The following is a 21,170-nucleotide window of genomic DNA, read 5'->3' on the forward strand; positions in this document are numbered from 1 at the left end:
TTCCCGTTCCGCCCCCTCCGCTCCCCGAGAGGCACCGTCGTGATCATCTTCGGTATGTCGTCCAAGCTGGTCCAGTTGGCCATGCTCAACCTGCTGTGCGGCTACTGCGGCAACCCGTCCGCGCACGGCCTGCGCAAGCTCGTCCGGAAGTTCTCGCTGTTCTTCGTCCCCCTCTTCCCGGTCGCGCCCGCGAAGTACCGGCTCCAGTGCACCTTCTGCGGCGCGGAGAGCGAGATCAGCAAGGAGAACGCCGAGCAGCTGCTCGCGCAGGCGGGCGGCCAGGGCCCGCAGCCGGGTACGGGCGCGCCCCAGCAGCAGGGCGGCGGCAACCCGTTCGCCGGTCAGCCGCAGCAGCCGGGCGGCCCGTACGGCCAGAACCCGTACCAGTCCTGAGCCGCGCGGGCGCCCGGCCCCGTACGCCGTCCGCGCCCCGTGCGTACGTGCCGCTCAGCGCGTACGGGCCGGCCCCGGCGGGGTGCGGCGCAGCACGCGGCAGAGGGCGTCCACGCGGTTGGTCGTGACGGACTCCACGCCCATCGCGACCAGCGCGCGCATGTTCCGGCCGGTGTCCGGGGTCCAGGCCGAGACGCGGTAGCCGTCGGCCCGCGCGCGGTCGACCAGCTCCGGGGTGAGCAGTGTGAAGCGGAAGTTGAGCCACCGCGGGCGTACGTCCGCCAGCAGCGTCGCGCGGGGCGGCGCCGTACGCGACCAGGTCAGCGCGATCTCCGCGTCCCCGTCGGCCGCCCGTACGCCGCGCATCGCGACGGGCCCGCCGCAGTAGTACACCCGGTCCGCCGCGCCCGCCTCGCGCGCCGCCCGCACGGCGGTGGACGCCGCGGCCGGGTCCGGCAGGTCGACGAGCGTCCGCACGGCGGCCGTCGCCGCCAGCGCCTCCGCCAGCGTCGGCACCTCCCCGCCGGTCAGCTCACGCAGCCGGTCCGCGGTGAGGGCGCCGACCTCCTCCGGGCGCTCCCAGAGCCGTTCCAGGGTGCGGTCGTGCACCACGACGGGCACGCCGTCGCGGGTGAGCCGCACGTCCAGTTCGACGGCGTCGGCGCCCGCGGCGACGGCGGCGGCGAACGACGGCAGGGTGTTCTCCCGCGCGACGTACGGTGCGCCGCGGTGCGCCACCGCCGTGACACGCGCCGTACCCGCTCCCTCCGGCGCGCTCACCGCTGCCACGCGGCCACGTACGCGTCGATCTCGTCGCACAGCGCGCCCTTGGCGGGCGCGTCGAGGAACGACATGCGGACGGCGTTCCGCGCGAGGTCGGCCACGCCGGTCTCGTCCAGGTCGAGCAGCTGCGCGGCGACGGCGTACTCGGTGTTGAGGTCGGTGCCGAACATCGGCGGGTCGTCGCTGTTGATCGACACCTGTACGCCCGCCTCGACCAACCGCCGCAACGGGTGCGCCTCCAGCGACTCGACGGCGCGCGTCGCGACGTTCGACGTGGGGCACACCTCCAGCGGGATGCCGCGCTCCGCGAGGTGCGCCAGCAGCGCCGGGTCCTCCGCGGCGCTGGTGCCGTGGCCGACGCGCTCGGCGCGCAGGTCGGTCAGCGCGTCCCACACGGTCTGCGGGCCGGTCGTCTCGCCCGCGTGCGGCACGCTGTGCAGCCCGGCCGCGAGGGCGCGGTCGAAGTACGGCTTGAACTGCGGCCTCGGCACGCCGATCTCCGGCCCCCCGAGGCCGAACGAGACGAGCCCGTCCGCGCCGAGCGAGCTGTCCGTGGCGATACGTACGGTCTCCTCGGCCGCCTCCAGACCCGCCTCGCCCGGGATGTCGAACGACCAGCGCAGCACCACCCCCAGCTCCTTCTCGGCGGCCCGGCGCGCGTCCTCGATGGCCTCGATGAAGGCGGCGTCGGGGATGCCCCGGCGCACGGAGCTGAAGGGGGTCACGGTCAGCTCGGCGTAGCGGATGTTCTGCCGGGCCATGTCCCGGGCGACCTCGTACGTGAGGAGGCGTATGTCGGAGGCGTCGCGGATCAGGTCGACGACCGACAGGTACAACTCGATGAAGTGCGCGAAGTCCCGGAACGTGAAGAAGTCCCGGAGCGCGTCCGGGTCCTTGGGCACGGGGGAGTCGGGGTGCCGGGAGGCCAGTTCGGCGACGATGCGGGGGGACGCGGAACCCACGTGGTGGACGTGGAGTTCGGCCTTGGGGAGCCCCGCGATGAAGGTGGTGAGGTCGGGCAGCTCGGGCAACTCGGACAACGGGGCCTCCGGTTCGATGGGTCGCGATCATCGTAATCGGGTGCCGTGTCGCGGCCGAGGGGTGGACCGGGCCGCAGGAGCGGCGGTCGTACGGTCCGGGTGGTGGCGGTGCGACCGGCGCGGACGGCGCGTTGCGGGGACGTTTCCGCCTGCTGGCGGCCGGGATGGGTCGCGGCACAGATTCCGTCGCCTGCTCAAACTCAAACGACGGAATCACTTGTTCAACCGTGTGCAGCCTGTCAGGATCGGCAGCCACCACCGGTACAGTCCGCGCCGCAGCGGGGGCAGGAGGCCCGATGACCGACCAGCGCTCCGACGCGCCCGCCCCGGTCGCGCCGTACGACCCGGGAGGCCCGTACGCGTCCCTCGCCCCGCTCGCGGACGGCGCGCAGTACGTCGGCGGCAGGCAGCACCACGGCGGCTCCGGGCGGCGGCACACCCTGGTCGACCCGGCGACGGGCGGGACGGCGGGGGAGTACGCGCTCGCCGGTACGGACGACGTGGACGCCGCCGTCGCGGCCGCGCGGCGCGCGCTGCCCGAGTGGGCCGGGGCCACGCCGGGCGAACGCTCCGACGCGATGCACCGGCTGAGGGCCGTCCTCGACGGCGAGGCCGCGGACCTCGCGCGGGCCGAGTCGGTCCAGTGCGGGAAGCCGACGCGGCTCACCGAGGAGTTCGACGTCCCCGGCTCGCTCGACAACGTGGCGTTCTTCGCGGGCGCCGCCCGCCGCCTCGACGGGGTCGCCGCCGCCGAGTACAGCGCGGACCACACGTCGTACGTCCGCCGCGAACCGCTCGGCGTCATCGGCTCCGTCGCCCCCTGGAACTACCCGCTCCAGATGGCCTGCTGGAAGATTCTCCCGGCCATCGCCGCGGGCAACACCATCGTCCTCAAGCCGTCCGAACTGACGCCCGCCACCTCGCTGATGTTCGCGCGGGCGGCGCACACCGCGGGCCTCCCGGACGGCGTCGTGAACATCGTGACCGGCACCGGCGCGGACACCGGCGAGCACCTGGTGACCCACCCCGACGTGGCCATGACGTCGTTCACCGGCTCCACCGCCGTCGGCAAGCGCGTCGCCGCCCTCGCCGCGCAGACCGTCAAGCGCGTGCACCTGGAACTGGGCGGCAAGGCCCCGTTCCTCGTGTTCGACGACGCCGACCTGACGGCCGCCGTGCACGGCGCCGTCGCGGGCGCCCTGATCAACACCGGCCAGGACTGCACGGCCGCCACCCGCGCGTACGTCCAACGCCCCCTGTACGACGCCTTCGTGAGCGGCGTCGCCGACCTGATGGCCGCCGTACGCGTCGGCCACCCCGCCGACCCGGCCACCGACATCGGCCCGCTCGTCTCCCACGCCCACCGCGACCGCGTCGCCGGATTCGTCGACCGGGCCCGCGCGTACGCCACCGTCGTCACCGGCGGCGAAGCGCCCGGCGGACCGCTCGCCCCCGGCGCGTACTACCTGCCGACGCTGGTTACCGACGCGCCGCAGGACAGCGAGATCGTGCGGGGCGAGGTCTTCGGGCCGGTGCTGACGGTGCTGCCGTTCGACACCGACGACGAGGGCCTCGCGCTCGCGAACGACACCCCGTACGGGCTCGCCGCCTCCGTGTGGAGCCGCGACGTCTTCCGTACGGCACGGGCCTCCCGCGCGATCGCGGCGGGCTGCGTGTGGGTCAACGACCACATCCCGATCGTCAGCGAGATGCCGCACGGCGGCTACCGCGCGTCGGGCTACGGCAAGGACATGTCGGCGTACTCCTTCGACGAGTACACGCAGGTCAAGCACGTCATGTCGGACATCACCGGGGAACCGCGGAAGGACTGGCACCGCACGGTGTTCCGGCTGCCCGCCGCGCCCGACGACCGGACCGGAGGCCGCTGATGGAGCCGTACGACGCGATGCCGCCCGCCGTACGCGCGGCCTGGCGGCGCAGCATGTCCCGCGGCCGGTCCGCGATGAGCCGACGCGCCCTGCTGCGCACCGGCGGCCTCGCCGCGGGCGGCGCGGCCCTCGCCGCCTGCGGCATCCCGCCCGCCGCCTCCACCGGCGACGAGGGCGGCTCGCACCGCAGCAAGGACCACTCGGCGAAGGAGAGGGAACTGACCTTCTCCAACTGGCCGCTCTACGTCGACGTGGCCGACGACGACGAGGACGACCGGCCCTCGCTGCGGGCGTTCGAGCGCGACAGCGGCGTCAAGGTGAAGTACATCGAGGACGTCAACGACAACAACGAGTTCTACAGCAAGATCAAGCCGCAGCTCGCCGCCGGCCAGGACACCGGACGCGACCTGGTCTGCCTCACCGACTGGATGGCGGGCCGCCTCATCCGGCACGGCTGGGCCCAGCGCCTCGACCCCGCGCACATGCCGCACGCCGTGACCAACCTGGAGGACCGCTTCCGTACGGCGGCGCACGACCCGGGGCGGCAGTTCAGCTACCCGTGGGCGGGCACCGCCGCCGTGATCGCGTACAACCGGAAGGCCACCGGCGGGAAGGAGGTCACCAGCGTCACGCAGCTGCTGGAGGACCCCGCGCTGAAGGGCCGCGTCTCGCTGCTCACCGAGATGCACGACACGATGGGCCTGACGCTCCTCGACTCCGGCGCGGACTCCGCCTCGTTCACGGACGACGACTACGACAAGGCCGTCTCCCGTATCCAGAAGGCCGTCGACCGCAACCAGATCCGCAGCTTCACCGGCAACGACTACGTCGACGGCCTCAGCAAGGGCGACATCGCCGCGTGCATGGCCTGGGCCGGGGACATCGTGCAGCTGAGCATCGACGACCCCGACGTCGAGTACGTGCTGCCCGACAGCGGCTACCTCTTCGGCACCGACGACCTCCTCGTCCCCGCCAGGGCCCGGCACCGGGCCAACGCCGAGGCGCTCATCGACCACTACTACCAGCCGAGGACGGCCGCGGAACTCGCCGCCTGGGTCAACTACATCTGCCCCGTCACCGGCGCCAAGGCCGAGATGGAGCGCATCGACAAGGACGTCGCGGCGAACCCGCTGATCTTCCCCGACGCCGAGATGATCGCCAAGGGCCATCCCTTCCGGCAGCTCACGGAACGCGAAGAGGAGCGCTACGAGGGCCGGTTCGCCGACCTCATCGGCGCGTGACGGGACGGAGGCACCCACCCATGACGATCAGGCTCTCCGGACTCGCCAAGGAGTTCGGCGACTTCACCGCCGTCCACCCGCTGGACCTCACCATCCCCGAGGGCTCGTTCTTCGCCCTCCTCGGTGCCTCCGGCTGCGGCAAGACCACGACCCTCCGCATGATCGCCGGACTGGAGGAGCCCACCGCGGGCAGCGTCCTCCTCGGTGACGACGACATCACCGCGCTGCCCCCGCACCGCCGCCCGGTGAACACCGTCTTCCAGAACTACGCGCTGTTCCCGCACCTCGACGTGCACGACAACGTCGCGTTCGGGCTGCGGCGGCGCGGCATCAGGTCCGTACGCAAGCAGGTCGACGAGATGCTGGAGCTGGTCGAGCTGGGCGGCATGGCGCGACGCCGCCCGCGGCAGCTCTCCGGCGGGCAGCAGCAGCGCGTCGCGCTGGCCCGCGCGCTGATCAACCAGCCGCGGGTGCTGCTCCTCGACGAGCCGCTGGGCGCGCTGGACCTGAAACTGCGGCGGCAGATGCAGCTCGAACTGAAGCGCATCCAGACGGAGATCGGCATCACCTTCGTGCACGTCACGCACGACCAGGAGGAGGCCATGACGATGGCCGACACGGTCGCCGTGATGCGCGGCGGGCGCGTCGAGCAACTGGCCGCCCCCGCCGAGCTGTACGAGAACCCGCGCACCGCCTTCGTCGCGAACTTCCTCGGCACCTCCAACCTCCTCACCGCCCGCGTCACCGCCGCCGACGCCGACGAGCTGCGCCTCGACGCGTCCGGCTCCCCGCTGCGGCTGCCCGCCGCCCGCGGCAACGGCGTCGCGACCGACCCCGGCGGGCAACTCCTCGTCGGCGTACGGCCGGAGAAGATCACCGTCACCCACGGCGCCGACGCCGACGGCGTCGCCGCCGGGCGCAACCGGCTCGACGGGCGCATCAGGGACGCCAGCTACCTGGGCGTCTCCACCCAGTACCTGGTCGACACCCCGGCCTGCCCCGCCTTCGCCGTCTACCGGCAGAACACCGACCCCGACCCCCGGCTCGTACCCGGCGCGGACGTCGTCCTGCACTGGGACCCCGCGCACACCTTCGGTCTGGACGCCGCGCAGGACGCCGACGCGGGCACGGGGGAGGACGCGACATGACGGCCGTCGTCACCCCCGGCGCCCCCGCCGCGCCACCGGGCACCCCCGGCGCGGAGCGGCCCCCCGGGCGCCGTCCCCGGCGCCGCCTCACGCCGTACTGGCTGCTGCTGCCCGCCGCGCTCTGGCTCGCGGTGTTCTTCGTGGCGCCGCTCGTCTACCAGGCGTCGACCTCCGTGCAGACCGGCTCCCTGGAGGAGGGCTACCGCGTCACCTGGCACTTCGCCACGTACGGCGAGGTCCTCGAACGGTACGGCGAGCACTTCCTGCGCTCCTTCGGCTACGCCGCCGCGGCCACCGCCCTCTGCCTGCTGATCGGCTACCCGCTCGCGTACATGATCGCCTTCCGGGCCGGACGCTGGCGGAACGTGCTGCTGGTGATGGTGATCGCCCCGTTCTTCACCAGCTTCCTCATCCGCACCCTCGCCTGGAAGACGATCCTGTCCGACGGCGGCCCCGTCGTCGGCGCGCTCGACGTGCTGCACGTCCTCGACGTCACCAGCCGGCTCGGACTCACCAGCGACGACCGGGTGCTGGCCACGCCGCTGGCGGTGGTCTGCGGACTGACGTACAACTTCCTGCCGTTCATGATCCTGCCGCTGTACGGCTCCCTCGAACGCATCGACCCGTCCCTGCACGAGGCCGCCCGCGACCTGTACGCGACACCCGCCACCACCTTCCGCAAGGTGACGTTCCCGCTGTCGCTGCCGGGCGTCGTCGCGGGCACCCTGCTGACCTTCATCCCCGCGTCCGGCGACTACATCAACGCGCAACTGCTCGGCTCCCCGAACACGCAGATGGTCGGCAACGCCATCCAGAAGCAGTTCCTCAACGTCCTCGACTACCCGACGGCCGCCGCCATGTCGTTCGTCCTCATGGCGCTCATCCTCGTCGCCGTGACGGTCTACATGCGCCGCGCCGGAACGGAGGAACTCGTCTGATGGCCCCTCCCTCCGACACCGTCCCGCCACCCCCGCGCACCCCTTCCGCCGTCCCCCGCGCGCGGCGGCCGCATCCGCTGCTGGCGCCCGTACGGCTGCTGCGGCGGCACGCCGTCGTCGTCGCGGGCACGCTCGCCCTCGCGTACCTGCTGGTGCCCAACCTGGTCGTGCTCGTCTTCTCGTTCAACAAGCCCGCCGGGCGCTTCAACTACGAGTGGCGGACGTTCTCCACCGACGCCTGGACCGACCCGTGCGGCGTCGCCGACATGTGCGGCTCGCTGTCCCTGAGCCTGCGCATCGCCGTGCTCGCCACCCTCGGCGCGACCGTCCTCGGCACGCTCGCCGCGTTCGCGCTGGCCCGCTACCGCTTCCGGGCGAAGGGCACCGCGAACGCGTTGATCTTCCTGCCGATGGCCATGCCGGAGGTCGTCATGGCCGCCTCGCTGGGCACGCTCTTCCTCAACATGCGGGTGGCGTTCGGCTTCACGACCATCCTCATCGCGCACGTCATGTTCTGCCTCAGCTTCGTCATCGTCGCCGTCAAGGCCCGCGTGATGAGCATGGACCCGCGCCTGGAGGAGGCCGCCCGCGACCTCTACGCCGGGCCCGTCCAGACCTTCCTGCGGGTGACGCTCCCGCTGGCCGCGCCGGGCATCGCGGCGGGCGCGCTGCTGAGCTTCGCGCTCTCCTTCGACGACTTCATCATCACGCAGTTCAACGCGGGCCCGTCCACGGTGACGTTCCCGATGTTCGTCTGGGGCGCCGCCCAACGCGGCACACCCGTCCAGGTCAACGTGATCGGCACGGCCATGTTCGTGCTCGCCGTGGCGATCGTCCTGGTCGGCCAGGTCACCGCCAACCACCGCAGGAGGAGCCGATGACCGCGCCCGCGGCCGCGGTGGCCCGTGCGCTCCACGGCGCGAGCCCCGTCCCGTACTGGCTGGACGAACCGGACCGCCGCCCCGCCCCGCTGCCCGCCCTGGACGGCGACGAACGGTGCGACCTGCTGGTCGTCGGCGGCGGGTACAGCGGCCTGTGGACCGCGCTCCTCGCCAAGGAACGCGACCCCGACCGGGACGTCGTCCTCGTCGAGGGCAGGCAGGTCGCCTGGGCCGCCTCAGGCCGCAACGGCGGCTTCTGCGCCGCCTCCCTCACGCACGGCCTCGCCAACGGGCTAGCCCGCTGGCCGGAGGAGATCGCGCGGCTGGAGGAGCTGGGCGCCCGCAACCTGGACGCGATCGGCGCCACCGTCGAACGGCACGGCATCGACTGCGACTTCGAGCGCACCGGCGAGATCGTCCTCGCCACCAGGCCGCACCACGTCGCGGAGCTGCGCGACGCCGTCGCGGACGCGGAGGCTGCCGGTCTGGGCGGGCTCACGTTCCTCGACCGGGACGCCGTACGCGCCGAGGTCGACTCGCCCGCCTTCCTCGCCGGGGTCCTCGACCGCGACGGCGTGGCCATGCTGCACCCGGCCCGCCTCGCCTGGGGACTGCTGCGCGCCTGCCGCGAGGCGGGCGTCCGCGTCCACGAACGCACCCCCGCGCTCTCCCTGCACACCGACCCGGGCGCCGGGGCGGGCGGCCCGGCGGTCACCGTCCGCACGCCGCGCGGCAGTGTCCGCGCCCGCCAGGTGGCGCTGGGCACCAACGCGTTCCCGTCGCTCGTACGCCGCCTGCGCCCGTACCTCGTACCCGTCTACGACTACGCGCTGATGACCGAACCGCTCAGCGCCGACCAGCGCGCCGCCCTCGGCTGGCGCGGCCGTCAGGGACTCAGCGACAACGCGAACCACTTCCACTACTTCCGCCTCACCGCCGACGACCGCGTCCTCTGGGGCGGCTACGACGTGGTGTACCACTACGGCAGCCGCATCCGGCACGCGTACGACCAGCGACCGGAGACCTTCGAACGGCTCGCCCGGCACTTCTTCGAGACGTTCCCGCAGCTCGCGGACGTCCGCTTCACCCACCGCTGGGGTGGCGTCATCGACACCTGCTCACGCTTCTCGCCGTTCTTCGGCACCGCCCACGAGGGGCGCGTCGGCTACGCGGTGGGCTTCACCGGGCTCGGCGTCGGCGCCACCCGCTTCGGCGCGGAGGTCGTCCTCGACCTGCTGGACGGCGCCCGTACGGAACGCACCGAACTGCGCATGGTGCGCGAGAAGCCGTTGCCGTTCCCGCCCGAACCGGTGCGCGCGGCGGGCGTCGGCCTCACCCAGTGGGCGATGCGCCGCGCGGACGAGACCGGGCGGCGGAACCTCTGGCTGCGGGCGCTGGACCGGACGGGGCTCGGATTCGACAGCTGACGGCGGGCCGCCGCCGCGGGCGGGCCGGGCGCGTACGGGCGCCGCCGGAAATTCCTCCCGCGAAGTGGTGTAAGGATTCGCCCGCGCGCGCCTCTGCACAGGTGACGGAGCACCACAGCAGAGAGGCGCGCACCATGGACGGCACCGCGGACGTACCCGACCCGGTCGAATGGCTGGCGTCGGTCGCCCCCGACCCGGCGGCCTGCCGCAGCGAATGGGAACGCAACCCGCTCGGCGTGGCACTCCTGCCCGCGGGCCGCCGCTGGGACGTCCTGATCCTCACCGGCGCCCTCGGCTACCCGACGCTCGACATCCTCACCTGCCGCGTCCCCCGGCCCGGCCCCGTGCTCGCGGACTTCGGCGACGCCCGTACGGGCTTCTTCGTACCGCCGGGCACCACCACGCGCTGGCTGGGCACGGGCGTACGCGGCGCGGGCCGCGGCACCTGGATCGTCGCGCCGTACCCGGGGCGTACGACGGGAGGCGTGCGCTGGCTGATCCCGCCCGACGGGACCGGCACCCTCACCGACCCGGACGTGCTGGAGACGGCGATGCACGAGGCGGCCGTACGGATCGCCCGGGGGTGAGCCGCTACCGTTCCCCGGCCCGTTCCCCGGCCTGTTCCCGCCGGGCGCCCAGCCGGTCGCCGAGCGCCGCCAGCGCGTACAGCACCAGACCGGCCAGGGCCCAACTCGCCACCACGTCCGTCGCCCAGTGGTAGCCGCGCAGCACCAGCCCGGCGCCGACGCACAGGTTGACGACGACGGCGGCCGCGACGGCGTACCCGGAGCGGGAGCGGGGCGCGGGGGAGGAGGGGGCGGCGCGCGGGCCGCGCCGTACGTACAGCAGCGCGAGCGTGCCGTAGGCCAGGGCGGCGGTCGCGGTGTGGCCGGACGGGTAGTAACCGGCGTACTCCCCGAGGGGCGCGCCGTCCGGCCCGACGCGCGCGCACACCTCCTTCAGCGGCAGCACCAGCGCGGGCACGGCGAGCGCCGACAGCGCGGCGAGCACGGCCGGGACGGGCGTACGACGCCGCACGCCGAGGAGGCACGCGCCGAACGCCAGCACCGGCAGCGCGACGAGCGCCCCGCCCAGGTCGGCGCAGACCTGCGCCGCACCGCTCACCGCGCCGCCGCCGGGCGCCGCCCGCGCGGCCGCGTCGCGGAGGGCGGTGTCGGCGCGCAGCAACGGGCCGTCGACGGCGACCTGCCAGGTGAGGAGCGCGAAGAGGGCGGCGAGCGCCGTGACGGCGGCCGCGTGCGCCGGGACGCGCACAGGAAACGGCCGCCTCGGAGCAGGGGGGAGAGCGCCGAGACGGCCGTGGGGACCAGATCGCCGCTCGCCCCGGGGGGTATGGGGCGGGCAGCCATCCGATCTGTGAGGAATGTGCGCGAGGGCACGTCCGGACCCGTTCTGGGGAAGAAGGGGTTCGGCTTTCATCTGCTGGAACCGTACGTCAGGGAATCCGGCCCGGACAGGCAGGACACGGACCCGGCATGGTGCTCCCACAGATTCTTCACGGTGCCCCGCGCGGGGTGGCGGCGGGCGGTGCGACGGAGGTGGCGCGCGCCCCCGCCGCGCGCCGTCAGAGCTCCGAGAGGGCGCTCTCCAGGACGTCCAGACCCTCGTTGAGCAGGTCCTCACCGATCACGAGCGGCGGCAGGAAGCGCATCACGTTGCCGTACGTGCCGGTGGTGAGCACCAGCAGGCCCTGCTGGTGGCACGCCTTCGCCAGCGCGGCCGTGGCCGCCGGGTCCGGGTCCTTCGTGCCCGGCTTCACCAGCTCGATCGCGAGCATCGCGCCGCGTCCGCGCACGTCACCGATCACGGGGTGCTGCTCCGCGAGCTTGCGCAGCCGCGGCTTCATGACCTCCTCGATCTGCCGCGCGCGGGCGGGCAGGTCCAGCTCCCGCATCGTCTCGATCGCGCCGAGCGCGGCGGCGCACGCCACCGGGTTGCCGCCGTACGTGCCGCCGAGGCCGCCGGAGTGCGCCGCGTCCATGATTTCCGCGCGGCCCGTGACGGCCGCCAGCGGCAGCCCGCCCGCGATGCCCTTCGCGGTGGTGATCAGGTCCGGCACGATGCCCTCGTCCTCACACGCGAACCACTGTCCCGTACGACAGAAACCGGACTGGATCTCGTCCGCGACGAACACGATCCCGTTCTCCCGCGCGAACTCCGCGATCCGCGGCAGGAAGCCCTTCGCGGGCTCGATGAAACCGCCCTCGCCGAGGAGCGGTTCGATCACGATGGCGGCCACGTTCTCCGCCCCGACCTGCTTGGCGATCTGGTCGACGGCCTGCGCCGCGGCCTCCTCGGCGCAGTTCTCGGGCCCGGTCAGCCAGCGGTACGGGTAGGCCACCGGCACCCGGTACACCTCGGGCGCGAACGGCCCGAAGCCGTGCTTGTACGGCATGTTCTTCGAGGTGAGCGCCATGGTGAGGTTCGTACGGCCGTGGTAGCCGTGGTCGAAGACGACGACGGCCTGCCGCTTCGTGTACGTACGGGCGATCTTGACCGCGTTCTCCACCGCCTCCGCGCCCGAGTTGAACAGCGCGGACTTCTTCGCGTGGTCGCCCGGGGTCAGCTCGGCGAGCCGCTCGCACACCTCCACGTACGGCTCGTACGGCGTCACCATCACGCACGTGTGCGTGAACGCCTGGAGCTGCGCCGTCGCCCGCCGTACGACGGCCTCCGCGCTGTTGCCGACCGAGGTGACGGCGATGCCGGAGCCGAAGTCGATGAACGAGTTGCCGTCCACGTCCTCCAGCACCCCGCCGCCCGCGCGCGCGGCGAACACGGGCATCACGGTGCCGATGCCGTCCGCCACCGCGGCCCGCTTGCGGGCCATCAGCGACTCCGACTTCGGGCCGGGGACGGCGGTGACGACGCGGCGCTCCTGCGGGAGCTCCGAGCCGGCGGGCACATCGGTCATCGTGGTCATAGCGGTCTCCTCAGGAGGAAGTGGTGTGCTCGTCCTCCCGCAGGCTAGGGGCAGCCGAGGGGGCGAGACATGCACCGTCGCGGAGCAGTGGCCGTGTCGTGTTGGCCGCGGCGGACATAGGGCGCCCTCCGCGCGCGCGGAGGGCGGAGAACGTGCGGAGGGACGCGTACGGGCGTTGCGGAGGGAGGGGGCGACGTGCGGAGGGGCGTGTACGGGCGTGCGGAGGGACGCGTACCGGCGGACGTACGCGAGTGGCCGGTCCGTACCGCGTACCGCCCCGGAGCGGCGCAACTCGCCCGGCTGACGGCTAGATTGGGTGAGCAGGCACTGACACTCGCGGGCTGATCAGGGGTAGAGGCACTCGATGGACATGGGCTCACCGCGTCGTGGACACGGGACGGGCGCGGGACACGGCCACGGCGCCGCGGACCAGGGCGGGCCGCCGCAGCCGGAACCGGGGCGGAACGGCGCCGGGGTGCCGCGGCAGGCGGGACCCCCGCCGTCCGCGCCCCCCGCGGCGGGCCCACCGCCGCTGCCGCCCACCACCCCCGCCGTACCGTCCACCGCGCCGCTCCCGCCGGGGACACCGCCGCCGCTGCCGACCGAAGCGCCCGTCACCGGGCCGCCGTTGGCGGACTGGCTGCGCATCCCCCGCCCCGAGGCCGAGCCCGGCATCTGGCGCTGCGGCTACGAGCCGCTGCCCCCCGTGGACCCGGAACGCACCCCCGCGCGGCAGCTGATCAGCGGCGCGCTCGTGTCGTTCCTGATGGGCTGGCTGGTCTGGTCGCTGCTCTACAACAACTATCTCGGCAAGTACTGGATGTGGCCGCTGCTCGCACTCACCCCGGAGTCGTGGCGCACCGGTGACGACATCGGTCTCTACTCGGACGCCACAAATGTCTACTACGTGCTGGTCCTCCTCGTGATCGCGGCGGTCTTCAGCCGCGTCGGCCACTGGGACGAGGTGTGGCGCCGCGTCGTCGCCCGCGTGCGGCGGCAGCGCGCCGCCGCCCGCCGCCGTACGCCCGTCGCCGCGCCCCGGCACGCCCCGGCGCCCGAGGCCGACCCGGCGGAGTGGCCCCAACTGCGCCTCGGCGGCGCCCCCGAGGCCGCCGAGCGGCTGGCGGGCGAGGTGCGCGGCGGGGCCATGGGCGACGTGGACCACGCGCGTATCGAGCGCGCGTGGCAGTCAGCGCGCGGGCGTACGGACCGGCTGCGCGGGTTCGTCACGGAGGTCCTGCGGGACGGCTCCGCCGCCCGCGTCCACCCGTCCGGCGACCGCGACCTGCCGACCCGCGCGGCGCGGCACGACCTGAGCGTGCGCCAGGTGCGGATCGGTACGGCCGCCGACCACGCCCGCAACCCGCAGGAGTACCGCGGTGCGGGCATCGCCCTCGAACCGTCCCTGCTCGGCACGTCGGCGCTGGCCGTCGGCCCGCCCGGTTCCGGCAAGACCACGCGCCTGGTGCGGCCCGTCGTCGAGTCGCTCTGCCTCCAGGCGCTGACCCGCCAGGCGGCCGTGGTGGCCGTGACCGCCTCCGGGGCGCGGCTGGCGCCCGACGACGCGTTCGACGCGGTCGTCCGGCTCGGCAGCCCGGACTCCGTGTACGACCTGGACCTCTACGGCGGTACGGACGACCCCGACGAGGCGGCGGGCATGCTCGCGGAGGCGCTGGTCGGGGACCTCACCGAGACCCTGCCCGGCGGTGACAGCCGTCGGGCGGCGACGGCGCTGGCGCAGCTGATCGGCCCGTTCCGTACGGTGCACGGGCGGTTCCCCGCCGTGCCGGAGCTGCGCGAGCTGCTGGACGGCGCGGGGCACGCGCTGGGCGCGCTCCGGGCGGCTCTGGAGGACGGCGGGCACCGCGCGCAGGTGCGCGAACTCGACGCGTACGAGCGGCAGTCGGGCCGCCCCGGCGACACCGGCGCGCTCCTCGCGGACCGGATCGCGCTGCTCGACCGGCCCGCCTTCGCGGACTTCTTCGCGCCCGCGGCGGCCCCGCCGCCCGCCGATCCCGCCTCCGGGAACGCCGCACCAGGCGCAGCCCAGGGGCCCACCCCGCACCGCCCGTTCTCGCTGCGCGCGCTGGAGCACCCGCTGCGGGTCCGCGTCGACCTCCCGGAACGGGGCCACGCGGAGGCGTCGCGGATCTTCGTACGGCTGCTGCTGGCGCAGTTCGCGGAGTGCGCCGTGGCCCGCGCCGACCAGTCGCTGTTCGCCTGCCTCGTGCTGGACGACGCCGCGCAGGCGATCACGCCGCAGTCGCTGCGCAGCCTCCAGCGGCTCCGTTCCGGCCACGCGGGCGTGCTGCTCACGCTGCGGGCGCTCGACGAGGTGCCCGCGCCGCTGCGCGCGCCGCTGCTGGGGGCGGTCGGCTGCCGCATGGTGTGCGCGGGCGTGACGCCGTGGGACGCCGAGCACTTCGCCGAGGCGTGGGGCACGGAGTGGGTGCAGACCCGGGACGTGACCAACCGTCAGCTGGTGTCGGACGAGCCGTTCACCCGGCTCGTGCACGGCGTGCGCCGGTTGGCGACCGGCAAGCACGTGACGGCGGAGTCGGTGACCGTACGGACCGTGCAGCGGGAACGCTGGTCGGCGTCCGACCTGGCCAACGAGCTGCCGCCGGGGCACGCGGTCGTGTCGCTGACGACCGTGCGCGGGGAGCGTACGCCGCCGGTGCTGGCCAGGCTCGGGGAGTGAGCCGGTCCGTACGTACTCGATGACCGAATTGCGGAGTCCGCCTGTACGGTGAGGACGTTATGCCACCGACTCTTGCCAGCCTCGTCCAGCACTCCTCCCTCCGGCTGTCCGTGCTCGCCGGGCAGGAGCGTCTGGACACGCCCGTGCACTGGGCGCACGCCAGCGAGCTGGCTGATCCCACGCCGTATCTGGACGGCGGGGAACTGATCATGATCACCGCGCTGAAGATGGACACCGACGACCACGAGGCGATGCACGACTACGTGCGGCTGCTCGCCGACCGCGGCGTCGTCGGCCTCGCCTTCGCCGCCGGGGTGCACCACGAGCACGTACCCGAGGCACTGGTGAAGGCCGCGCGCGAGGTGGGGCTGCCGCTGCTGGAGGTGCCCCGGCGCACGCCGTTCATCGCGATCAGCAAGGTCGTGTCCGCCGCCATCGCCGCCGAGCAGTACCAGGCGGTGACCGCGGGCTTCGACGCGCAGCGAGACATGACCACGGCCGCGCTCTCGCAGGAGGGCCCCGCGGCGCTGCTCGCCCGGCTGTCCGGCCATGTGAAGGGCTGGGCCGCGCTGTACGACGCGTCCGGCGCCGTCGTCGCCACCGCCCCCGCGTGGGCCGCCCGCCGCGCGGCCCGCTTCACCGACGAGGCGGAACGCCTCCGGGACCGGCCCGCGCCCGCCAGCGCCGTCGTCAGCGAGTCGCAGGCGGGCGACGACCGGGTGGAGCTCCAGTCGGTCGGCACCGGGCGCCGCGCGAAGGCCGTACTGGCCGTGGGCACCGCCGCCCGCCTCGGCACCGCCGAGCGGTACGCGGTGCACTCCGCCGTCGCCCTGCTGACCCTCACCATGGAACGCTCCCGCGCTCTCCAGGAGGCCGAACAGCGCCTCGGCGCCGCCGTGTTGCGCATGCTGCTGTCCGGCGAGGTCAACCACGCGCGCGCCGTCGCGGGCCGGTTGTACGGCGGTCTGCTGGACGCCCCGATGCGCGTCGTCGTGGCCGAGCCCGCCGCGGGCGCCGCCGCCCGCCAACGCGCGGTGGCGTCGGGCGGCGGCACGTACGCGGACGCCGTCGCGGGCACCGGGCCGGGAGCCGGTCCCGGGCCCGGCGCGGGCGCCACGATCACCCCGTCCGGCGTTCCCGTCGAGGGCCCCGGCCCGTCCTTCGCACCCGGCTCCCGGCACGTCGCGCCCGTCGCCGTCGACGCGCGCCCGCCCGCCGCCGGGCAGCTCGACGACCTCGCCGACGCGGTGGAGACGGCCGCCGCGCGCAACGGCGAGGCCGTGCTCGTCGTCCCCGACGGCGAGCGCCTCGTCGTGCTCGCCACCGACGGGGGAGCGGCCGTCGCGGCCTGCGTGCGGTTCGCCGCGGACGCCACCGTCGACGAGGGCGAGCCCGGCGCCCGTACGGACCCGGGGGCGCGCCACGACGACGGGCCGGTCATCGGGGTGTCGGCGCCCGCCGGACTCCCGGCCACCGCTGTCGCGTTCAAGCAGGCGTCGCAGGCGCTGTCCGTGGCGAGGAGACGTGGCGCGGTGCTGGTGGAGCACGAGGACGTGGCCGCCGGTTCCGTACTGCCGCTGCTCGCGGACGACGCCGTACGCGCCTTCGCGGACGGCCTGCTGCGGAAGCTGCACGAGCACGACGCGCACGGCCGGGGCGACCTCGTCGCCTCGCTCCGGGCCTGGCTGTCCCGGCACGGCCAGTGGGACGCGGCGGCGGCCGACCTGGGCGTGCACCGGCACACCCTCCGCTACCGCATGCGCCGGGTCGAGGAGATCCTCGGGCGTTCGCTCGACGATCCGGACGTGCGGATGGAGCTGTGGCTGGCCCTCAAGGCCACCGGCTGAGGCCACCGCCCGCCCGCCGCCCGCCCGCCGCCTCGTACGCGCCACCGAGTACGGCCCACCTCGTACGCGCCCGCCGGGAGCCGCCGTGGCCGGGCACCTGTAGCGTGAAACGCAGCAGTGCGGCTCCCGCGCGCACCGCGGTGTCCTGCGGACCCGCGGTGCCGGGCGCGCGCGGTGGGCGGGCCGCCCGCGGCGCCCCGCGCTCCGCGCCCGGTGAGGGCATCCGCCCCGCGCCCGGCGGCCGACCGCGTCAGGAGCAGGCAGGGGACGCCTGCCCGCAACCGGCCCCCGGCCCGGGTCCCCGCGGGCCGTCCGACAACTCATGGGGGGAATCCATGACCAGCATCTCGTCAGTCGGAGTCGAAGCACCGTACGAAGCCGTCGCCCGCAGCTTCTTCGACGCCTGGAACGCCAAGGACGCCGACGCGTTCGCCCGCGTCTTCACCGAGGACGTGGAGTTCACCACCGTCAAGGGGGAGACGCAGCGCGGCCGTACGGAGGTCGCGGACGGGCACCGCGCCCTCTTCGCCCAGCTGTTCGCGTCCGCCACCCTGACCTGCACCGGGGTGCGCGGGTGCGGCATCGCGGACGGCGTCGGCGCGATCGACGCCACCTGGTACATCGCCGAGCACGTCACGCCTGCCGGTGACCACGTGCCGCGCAGGGAGGGGAGCCTGCTCCTGATCGCCCGCGAGTGGGACGGGTGGCGGCCGATGAAGGTACTCAACTCCGAGTGCACGCGCGCGTATCGGCGCGGTGCGGACGGCGCGCTCCGCTGGGAGTGACCGCACCGTGGGGGCGCCCCGGCCGGGACGCCGCCACGGTGCGGTCGGAGCGGGTCACCCCGCGTCGCAGTACTCCGCCTCCTTGCCGATGGAGCGGTACATGCAGTCGGCGTTCTCCATCAGCAGCAGCACGGCGTCCTTGTTGCGCGCCGTCTGCTCACCGATGACCTCGTCGGGCGGGTAGAAGCCCTCGTCGCTGTCGGACCCGGGGTACATCTCGAAGGTGTACGAGAAGATCCCCTGGTCCGCCCACATCCAGTCGTTGACGGAACCGTCCGTCACGTACAGGTCGCTGGACTGCTGCGGCGTGTACCCGTTGCTGTCCGCCATCGCCTTCCCGACCGCCGCGAACGCGTCCGCGTCGTCCCGCGTCAGCCCCTCCGCGGTGTCGTCGTCGGTGTAGCCGTACGGCCACAGCACCAGTTCGCTGTACGTGTGGAAGTCGATGTGCGCGCTGATCTGCTGCTCGCCGTCCACGACCCGGCTCCGGGCGAAGTCCATCAGGACCTGCACCTCGGGCGAGGACCCCGCGGACGGGCCGCGGTACACCTCGCTGGCCGGGCTGTCGCTGGAACCGCCGCAGCAGCCCCACTTGTACGGCCAGTTGCGGTTGATGTCGGTGCCGATCTCCGACGAGCCGGAGTCGGGCTGCCGGTTCTTGCGCCACATCCGGTACTCGCCGGTGGCGATGTCGTACTCGCCGCCGTCCGGGTTGGCGTCCGGCACGATCCACAGCTCGCGCTCGTCGACCATCTTCGTGACGCGGTCCTCGCTGCCGTACTTCCCGCCCAGCTCGCCCATCGTGTAGAGCGCCATCTCGACGGTCAGGTGCTCGCGCGCGTGCTGGTGGTGGGTGAAGAGGACCTCCGGCTCGTCCTCGTCCTCGGCGACGTTGTCGCTGATCTTCACGGCGACGATGTCGCGCCCCTCGTGTGAGGTGCCGATGACCTCCTTGCTCATGATCTCCGGGTACTTCTCGACGTACGCGTCGATGGCCGCGTTCGCCTCGTCGTACGTGTGGTAGTCCGAGTCGTCCGACGGGAAGTCCTTCGGCTCCGGACCGGCCTCCGTCCGCGTGGGCGGGCCCGCCAGCGGCGTCAGTTCGTGCCCGAGGGCGCGTACGGCGCGGGCCTGCGCGGCGTCGGCGGTGATGACCACCGAGTGGGCGCGTACGGCGTCGACGGAGGCGCCCGCGGCGGCCACGTCGGTGCGCTGGCCGCGGGTCTCGACACCGGCGACCTCGTACTGCTTCGGCTGCTGCGCGGCCTCCCGCGCGCGCGGCCGCGCCTCGGCGTCGGACGGTGACTCGGCGGCCTGCGCGGCCACGGGGGCGGCCAGCGCGAGGGCCAGCAGTACGGCCGCGGCGGCGTTCCGCCTGGTACGGCGTGTGCGTGTTCTCATCGCGACTCCTGGGGTGTCCAGTGCGACGGGTGGGGGGGTCGTCGTGCTGCTGTTGCGCGCGCATCCTCGCTGCGTGGCATGCGCTGGTCAAGAAGGACGGGGTCCGGCGCGGGCCCCGTACCGGCCGCCCGGCACCGGGCACCCGCCGCTTACCGACAAACAGGTGCGCCCTCCGTACGGACTGTGCCGCGTCGGACAATCACCCTTCCCCCGCCCGACCCCTACGGTGGACGGACAGGCTGTTACGTCCGCACCACTCGGAAGGGCCGGGATCCGCTGTGTCACACCCGAAGAATGCCCCCGTCCACGCGTTCTGGCTCGCCGGTCGGCAGGCCACCGGCGAGGGCACCCTCGACGTCACCTCCCCCTGGGACGACCGCCTCGTCGGCACGGTGAGCGTCCCCACCGACGGCCAGGTCGAGGAGGCCGTGGCCGCCGCCGCGGCGGTCGCCGACGAGTTCGCGGCGACCCCCGCGCACGTACGGGCCGCGGCCCTCGACCACGTCTGCCGCCGTGTCACGGAGCGCTCCGAGGAGATCGCCACGCTGATCTCGGCCGAGAACGGCAAGCCCATGAAGTGGGCGCGCGGCGAGGTCGGCCGGTGCGTGTCGGTGTTCCGGCTGGCCGCCGAGGAGGCGCGCCGGTTCAACAGCGGCGAGGCGCAGCGCCTCGACACCGACGCGGGCGGCGTCGGCCGCCTCGCGCTCACCCGCCGCTTCCCGCGCGGGCCCGTACTGGGCATCGCGCCGTTCAACTTCCCGCTCAACCTGTGCGCGCACAAGGTCGCCCCGGCCATCGCCGTCGGCACCCCCATCCTGCTCAAGCCCGCGCCCGCCACCCCGCTCTCCGCCCTGCTCCTCGGTGAGCTGCTGGCCGAGACGGAACTGCCCGAGGGCTCCTGGTCGGTGCTGCCGGTGCCGAACGACCGGATGCCGGACCTCGTCGCGGACGAGCGGCTGCCCGTCGTCTCCTTCACCGGCTCCGCGCCCGTGGGCTGGTCCATCCTCGACTCGGCGCCGCGCAAGCGCGTCACGCTGGAGCTGGGCGGCAACGGCGCGGCGATCGTCCTCGGCGACTACTCCTCCGAGGCCGACCTCGACTGGGCGGCGCAGCGCATCGCCACCTTCTCCAACTACCAGGGCGGCCAGTCCTGCATCTCCGTGCAGCGCGTCATCGCGGACGCCTCGCTGTACGACCGTCTCGTGCCGCGCGTCGTACGCGACGTGGAGGCGCTGCGCACCGGCGACCCCGCCGACCCGGCCACCGACGTCGGCCCGCTGGTCAGCGAGGACGCGGCCAAGCGCGTCGAGGCGTGGGTCGAGGAGGCGGTGGCCGCGGGCGCGAAGGTGCTCACGGGCGGTACGCGGGACGGCGCCACGTACGCGCCGACGGTGCTGGAGGACGTACCGGCCGACACGAGGATCGGCTGCGACGAGGTCTTCGGGCCGGTCATGTCGCTGACCCGCGTGGACGGCGAGGAGGCGGCGTACGCGGCGGCGAACGACTCGCCGTTCGGCCTCCAGGCGGGGGTGTTCACGCACGACGTCCAGGCGGCGTTCCGCGCGCAGCGGGCGCTGGAGGTGGGCGGCGTGATCGTCGGTGACGTGCCGTCGTACCGCGCGGACCAGATGCCGTACGGCGGCGCCAAGCAGTCCGGAGTCGGGCGCGAGGGCGTGCAGTTCGCGATGGAGGACTACACCTACGAGCGGGTCATGGTGCTCACCGGCCTCGACCTCTGACCGCCGCCGACGG

Annotated in this window: 17 protein-coding genes; 12 read left to right on the plus strand and 5 right to left on the minus strand. The window is 74.0% G+C overall.

Annotation, left to right across the window (positions count from 1 at the left end; all coding sequences use genetic code 11):
• Positions 1-39 precede the first annotated feature (39 nt).
• Positions 40-393 carry a zinc-ribbon domain-containing protein gene (locus tag D7M15_RS22375; protein ID WP_121519130.1) on the plus strand — a complete coding sequence of 118 codons (354 nt, stop codon included), beginning with the start codon at positions 40-42 and terminating at the stop codon, positions 391-393.
• 54 nt (positions 394-447) lie between these two features.
• On the opposite strand, the gene D7M15_RS22380 is transcribed toward D7M15_RS22375, so the two are convergent.
• Entirely contained in the window at positions 448-1,182 is a 735-nt protein-coding gene (locus D7M15_RS22380; RefSeq protein WP_240649426.1) for a glycerophosphodiester phosphodiesterase, read from the minus strand.
• Positions 1,170-2,198 (minus strand): adenosine deaminase, encoded by a 1,029-nt coding sequence (locus D7M15_RS22385; RefSeq protein ID WP_206337509.1) that lies wholly within the window; start codon positions 2,196-2,198, stop codon positions 1,170-1,172. Before D7M15_RS22385 ends, D7M15_RS22380 begins: the two co-directional genes overlap by 13 nt.
• A gap of 314 nt (positions 2,199-2,512) precedes the next feature.
• Here D7M15_RS22385 and D7M15_RS22390 point away from each other — a divergent pair, with 314 nt between their 5' ends.
• From D7M15_RS22390 to D7M15_RS22420, 7 genes are all read left to right on the plus strand, one after another.
• Positions 2,513-4,105: a gamma-aminobutyraldehyde dehydrogenase gene (locus D7M15_RS22390; RefSeq protein WP_121519131.1), complete on the plus strand. Its 1,593-nt coding sequence runs from the start codon at positions 2,513-2,515 to the stop codon at positions 4,103-4,105.
• Positions 4,105-5,346: a spermidine/putrescine ABC transporter substrate-binding protein gene (locus D7M15_RS22395; protein WP_121519132.1), complete on the plus strand. Its 1,242-nt coding sequence runs from the start codon at positions 4,105-4,107 to the stop codon at positions 5,344-5,346. The genes D7M15_RS22390 and D7M15_RS22395 overlap by 1 nt, the downstream gene beginning before the upstream one ends.
• Positions 5,347-5,366: 20 nt before the next feature.
• Positions 5,367-6,494 carry an ABC transporter ATP-binding protein gene (locus D7M15_RS22400; protein ID WP_121519133.1) on the plus strand — a complete coding sequence of 376 codons (1,128 nt, stop codon included), beginning with the start codon at positions 5,367-5,369 and terminating at the stop codon, positions 6,492-6,494.
• The gene (locus D7M15_RS22405) at positions 6,491-7,432 is read left to right on the plus strand and encodes an ABC transporter permease (RefSeq protein ID WP_121519134.1); all 942 of its coding nucleotides are present in this window, start codon (positions 6,491-6,493) and stop codon (positions 7,430-7,432) included. Before D7M15_RS22400 ends, D7M15_RS22405 begins: the two co-directional genes overlap by 4 nt.
• The gene (locus tag D7M15_RS22410; RefSeq protein ID WP_121519135.1) at positions 7,432-8,313 is read left to right on the plus strand and encodes an ABC transporter permease; all 882 of its coding nucleotides are present in this window, start codon (positions 7,432-7,434) and stop codon (positions 8,311-8,313) included. Before D7M15_RS22405 ends, D7M15_RS22410 begins: the two co-directional genes overlap by 1 nt.
• On the plus strand, positions 8,310-9,740 hold the full coding sequence (locus tag D7M15_RS22415) for an FAD-dependent oxidoreductase (protein WP_121519136.1): 1,431 nt from the start codon (positions 8,310-8,312) through the stop codon (positions 9,738-9,740). The genes D7M15_RS22410 and D7M15_RS22415 overlap by 4 nt, the downstream gene beginning before the upstream one ends.
• Before the next feature lie 134 nt (positions 9,741-9,874).
• The gene (locus D7M15_RS22420; RefSeq protein WP_121519137.1) at positions 9,875-10,327 is read left to right on the plus strand and encodes a hypothetical protein; all 453 of its coding nucleotides are present in this window, start codon (positions 9,875-9,877) and stop codon (positions 10,325-10,327) included.
• A 4-nt stretch (positions 10,328-10,331) separates the two neighbouring features.
• On the opposite strand, the gene D7M15_RS22425 is transcribed toward D7M15_RS22420, so the two are convergent.
• The gene (locus tag D7M15_RS22425) at positions 10,332-11,015 is read right to left on the minus strand and encodes a phosphatase PAP2 family protein (RefSeq protein WP_240649427.1); all 684 of its coding nucleotides are present in this window, start codon (positions 11,013-11,015) and stop codon (positions 10,332-10,334) included.
• 310 nt (positions 11,016-11,325) lie between these two features.
• On the minus strand, positions 11,326-12,675 hold the full coding sequence (gabT, locus tag D7M15_RS22430) for a 4-aminobutyrate--2-oxoglutarate transaminase (RefSeq protein WP_121521237.1): 1,350 nt from the start codon (positions 12,673-12,675) through the stop codon (positions 11,326-11,328).
• Between the two features lie 373 nt (positions 12,676-13,048).
• Between gabT and D7M15_RS22435 the strand changes: the two genes are divergently transcribed.
• From D7M15_RS22435 to D7M15_RS22445, 3 genes are all read left to right on the plus strand, one after another.
• The gene (locus D7M15_RS22435) at positions 13,049-15,385 is read left to right on the plus strand and encodes an ATP-binding protein (RefSeq protein ID WP_121519139.1); all 2,337 of its coding nucleotides are present in this window, start codon (positions 13,049-13,051) and stop codon (positions 15,383-15,385) included.
• 59 nt (positions 15,386-15,444) lie between these two features.
• A complete protein-coding gene (locus tag D7M15_RS22440) occupies positions 15,445-17,232 on the plus strand; it encodes a PucR family transcriptional regulator (RefSeq protein WP_121519140.1) in 1,788 nt (595 codons plus the stop codon).
• A gap of 335 nt (positions 17,233-17,567) precedes the next feature.
• Positions 17,568-18,017 (plus strand): SgcJ/EcaC family oxidoreductase, encoded by a 450-nt coding sequence (locus tag D7M15_RS22445; RefSeq protein ID WP_121519141.1) that lies wholly within the window; start codon positions 17,568-17,570, stop codon positions 18,015-18,017.
• A gap of 54 nt (positions 18,018-18,071) precedes the next feature.
• Here the strand turns inward: D7M15_RS22445 and D7M15_RS22450 are convergent, their stop codons facing one another.
• Positions 18,072-19,418 carry a M14 family metallopeptidase gene (locus tag D7M15_RS22450; protein WP_121519142.1) on the minus strand — a complete coding sequence of 449 codons (1,347 nt, stop codon included), beginning with the start codon at positions 19,416-19,418 and terminating at the stop codon, positions 18,072-18,074.
• A gap of 278 nt (positions 19,419-19,696) precedes the next feature.
• Here D7M15_RS22450 and D7M15_RS22455 point away from each other — a divergent pair, with 278 nt between their 5' ends.
• Positions 19,697-21,157: an aldehyde dehydrogenase family protein gene (locus tag D7M15_RS22455; protein ID WP_121519143.1), complete on the plus strand. Its 1,461-nt coding sequence runs from the start codon at positions 19,697-19,699 to the stop codon at positions 21,155-21,157.
• Positions 21,158-21,170 lie beyond the last annotated feature (13 nt).

It is taken from the genome of Streptomyces sp. Z26 (assembly GCF_003665095.1).
GTDB classification, from domain to species: Bacteria; Actinomycetota; Actinomycetes; order Streptomycetales; family Streptomycetaceae; genus Streptomyces; species Streptomyces phytohabitans.

Coding starts and splice junctions, on each gene's coding strand:
- D7M15_RS22390 (WP_121519131.1), top strand. CDS start 2,513: ATGACCGACCAGCGCTCCGACGCGCCCGCCCCGGTCGCGCCGTACGAC.
- D7M15_RS22395 (WP_121519132.1), top strand. CDS start 4,105: ATGGAGCCGTACGACGCGATGCCGCCCGCCGTACGCGCGGCCTGGCGG.
- D7M15_RS22400 (WP_121519133.1), top strand. CDS start 5,367: ATGACGATCAGGCTCTCCGGACTCGCCAAGGAGTTCGGCGACTTCACC.
- D7M15_RS22405 (WP_121519134.1), top strand. CDS start 6,491: ATGACGGCCGTCGTCACCCCCGGCGCCCCCGCCGCGCCACCGGGCACC.
- D7M15_RS22410 (WP_121519135.1), top strand. CDS start 7,432: ATGGCCCCTCCCTCCGACACCGTCCCGCCACCCCCGCGCACCCCTTCC.
- D7M15_RS22415 (WP_121519136.1), top strand. CDS start 8,310: ATGACCGCGCCCGCGGCCGCGGTGGCCCGTGCGCTCCACGGCGCGAGC.
- D7M15_RS22420 (WP_121519137.1), top strand. CDS start 9,875: ATGGACGGCACCGCGGACGTACCCGACCCGGTCGAATGGCTGGCGTCG.
- gabT (WP_121521237.1), bottom strand. CDS start 12,675: ATGACCGATGTGCCCGCCGGCTCGGAGCTCCCGCAGGAGCGCCGCGTC.
- D7M15_RS22435 (WP_121519139.1), top strand. CDS start 13,049: ATGGACATGGGCTCACCGCGTCGTGGACACGGGACGGGCGCGGGACAC.
- D7M15_RS22440 (WP_121519140.1), top strand. CDS start 15,445: ATGCCACCGACTCTTGCCAGCCTCGTCCAGCACTCCTCCCTCCGGCTG.
- D7M15_RS22445 (WP_121519141.1), top strand. CDS start 17,568: ATGACCAGCATCTCGTCAGTCGGAGTCGAAGCACCGTACGAAGCCGTC.
- D7M15_RS22450 (WP_121519142.1), bottom strand. CDS start 19,418: ATGAGAACACGCACACGCCGTACCAGGCGGAACGCCGCCGCGGCCGTA.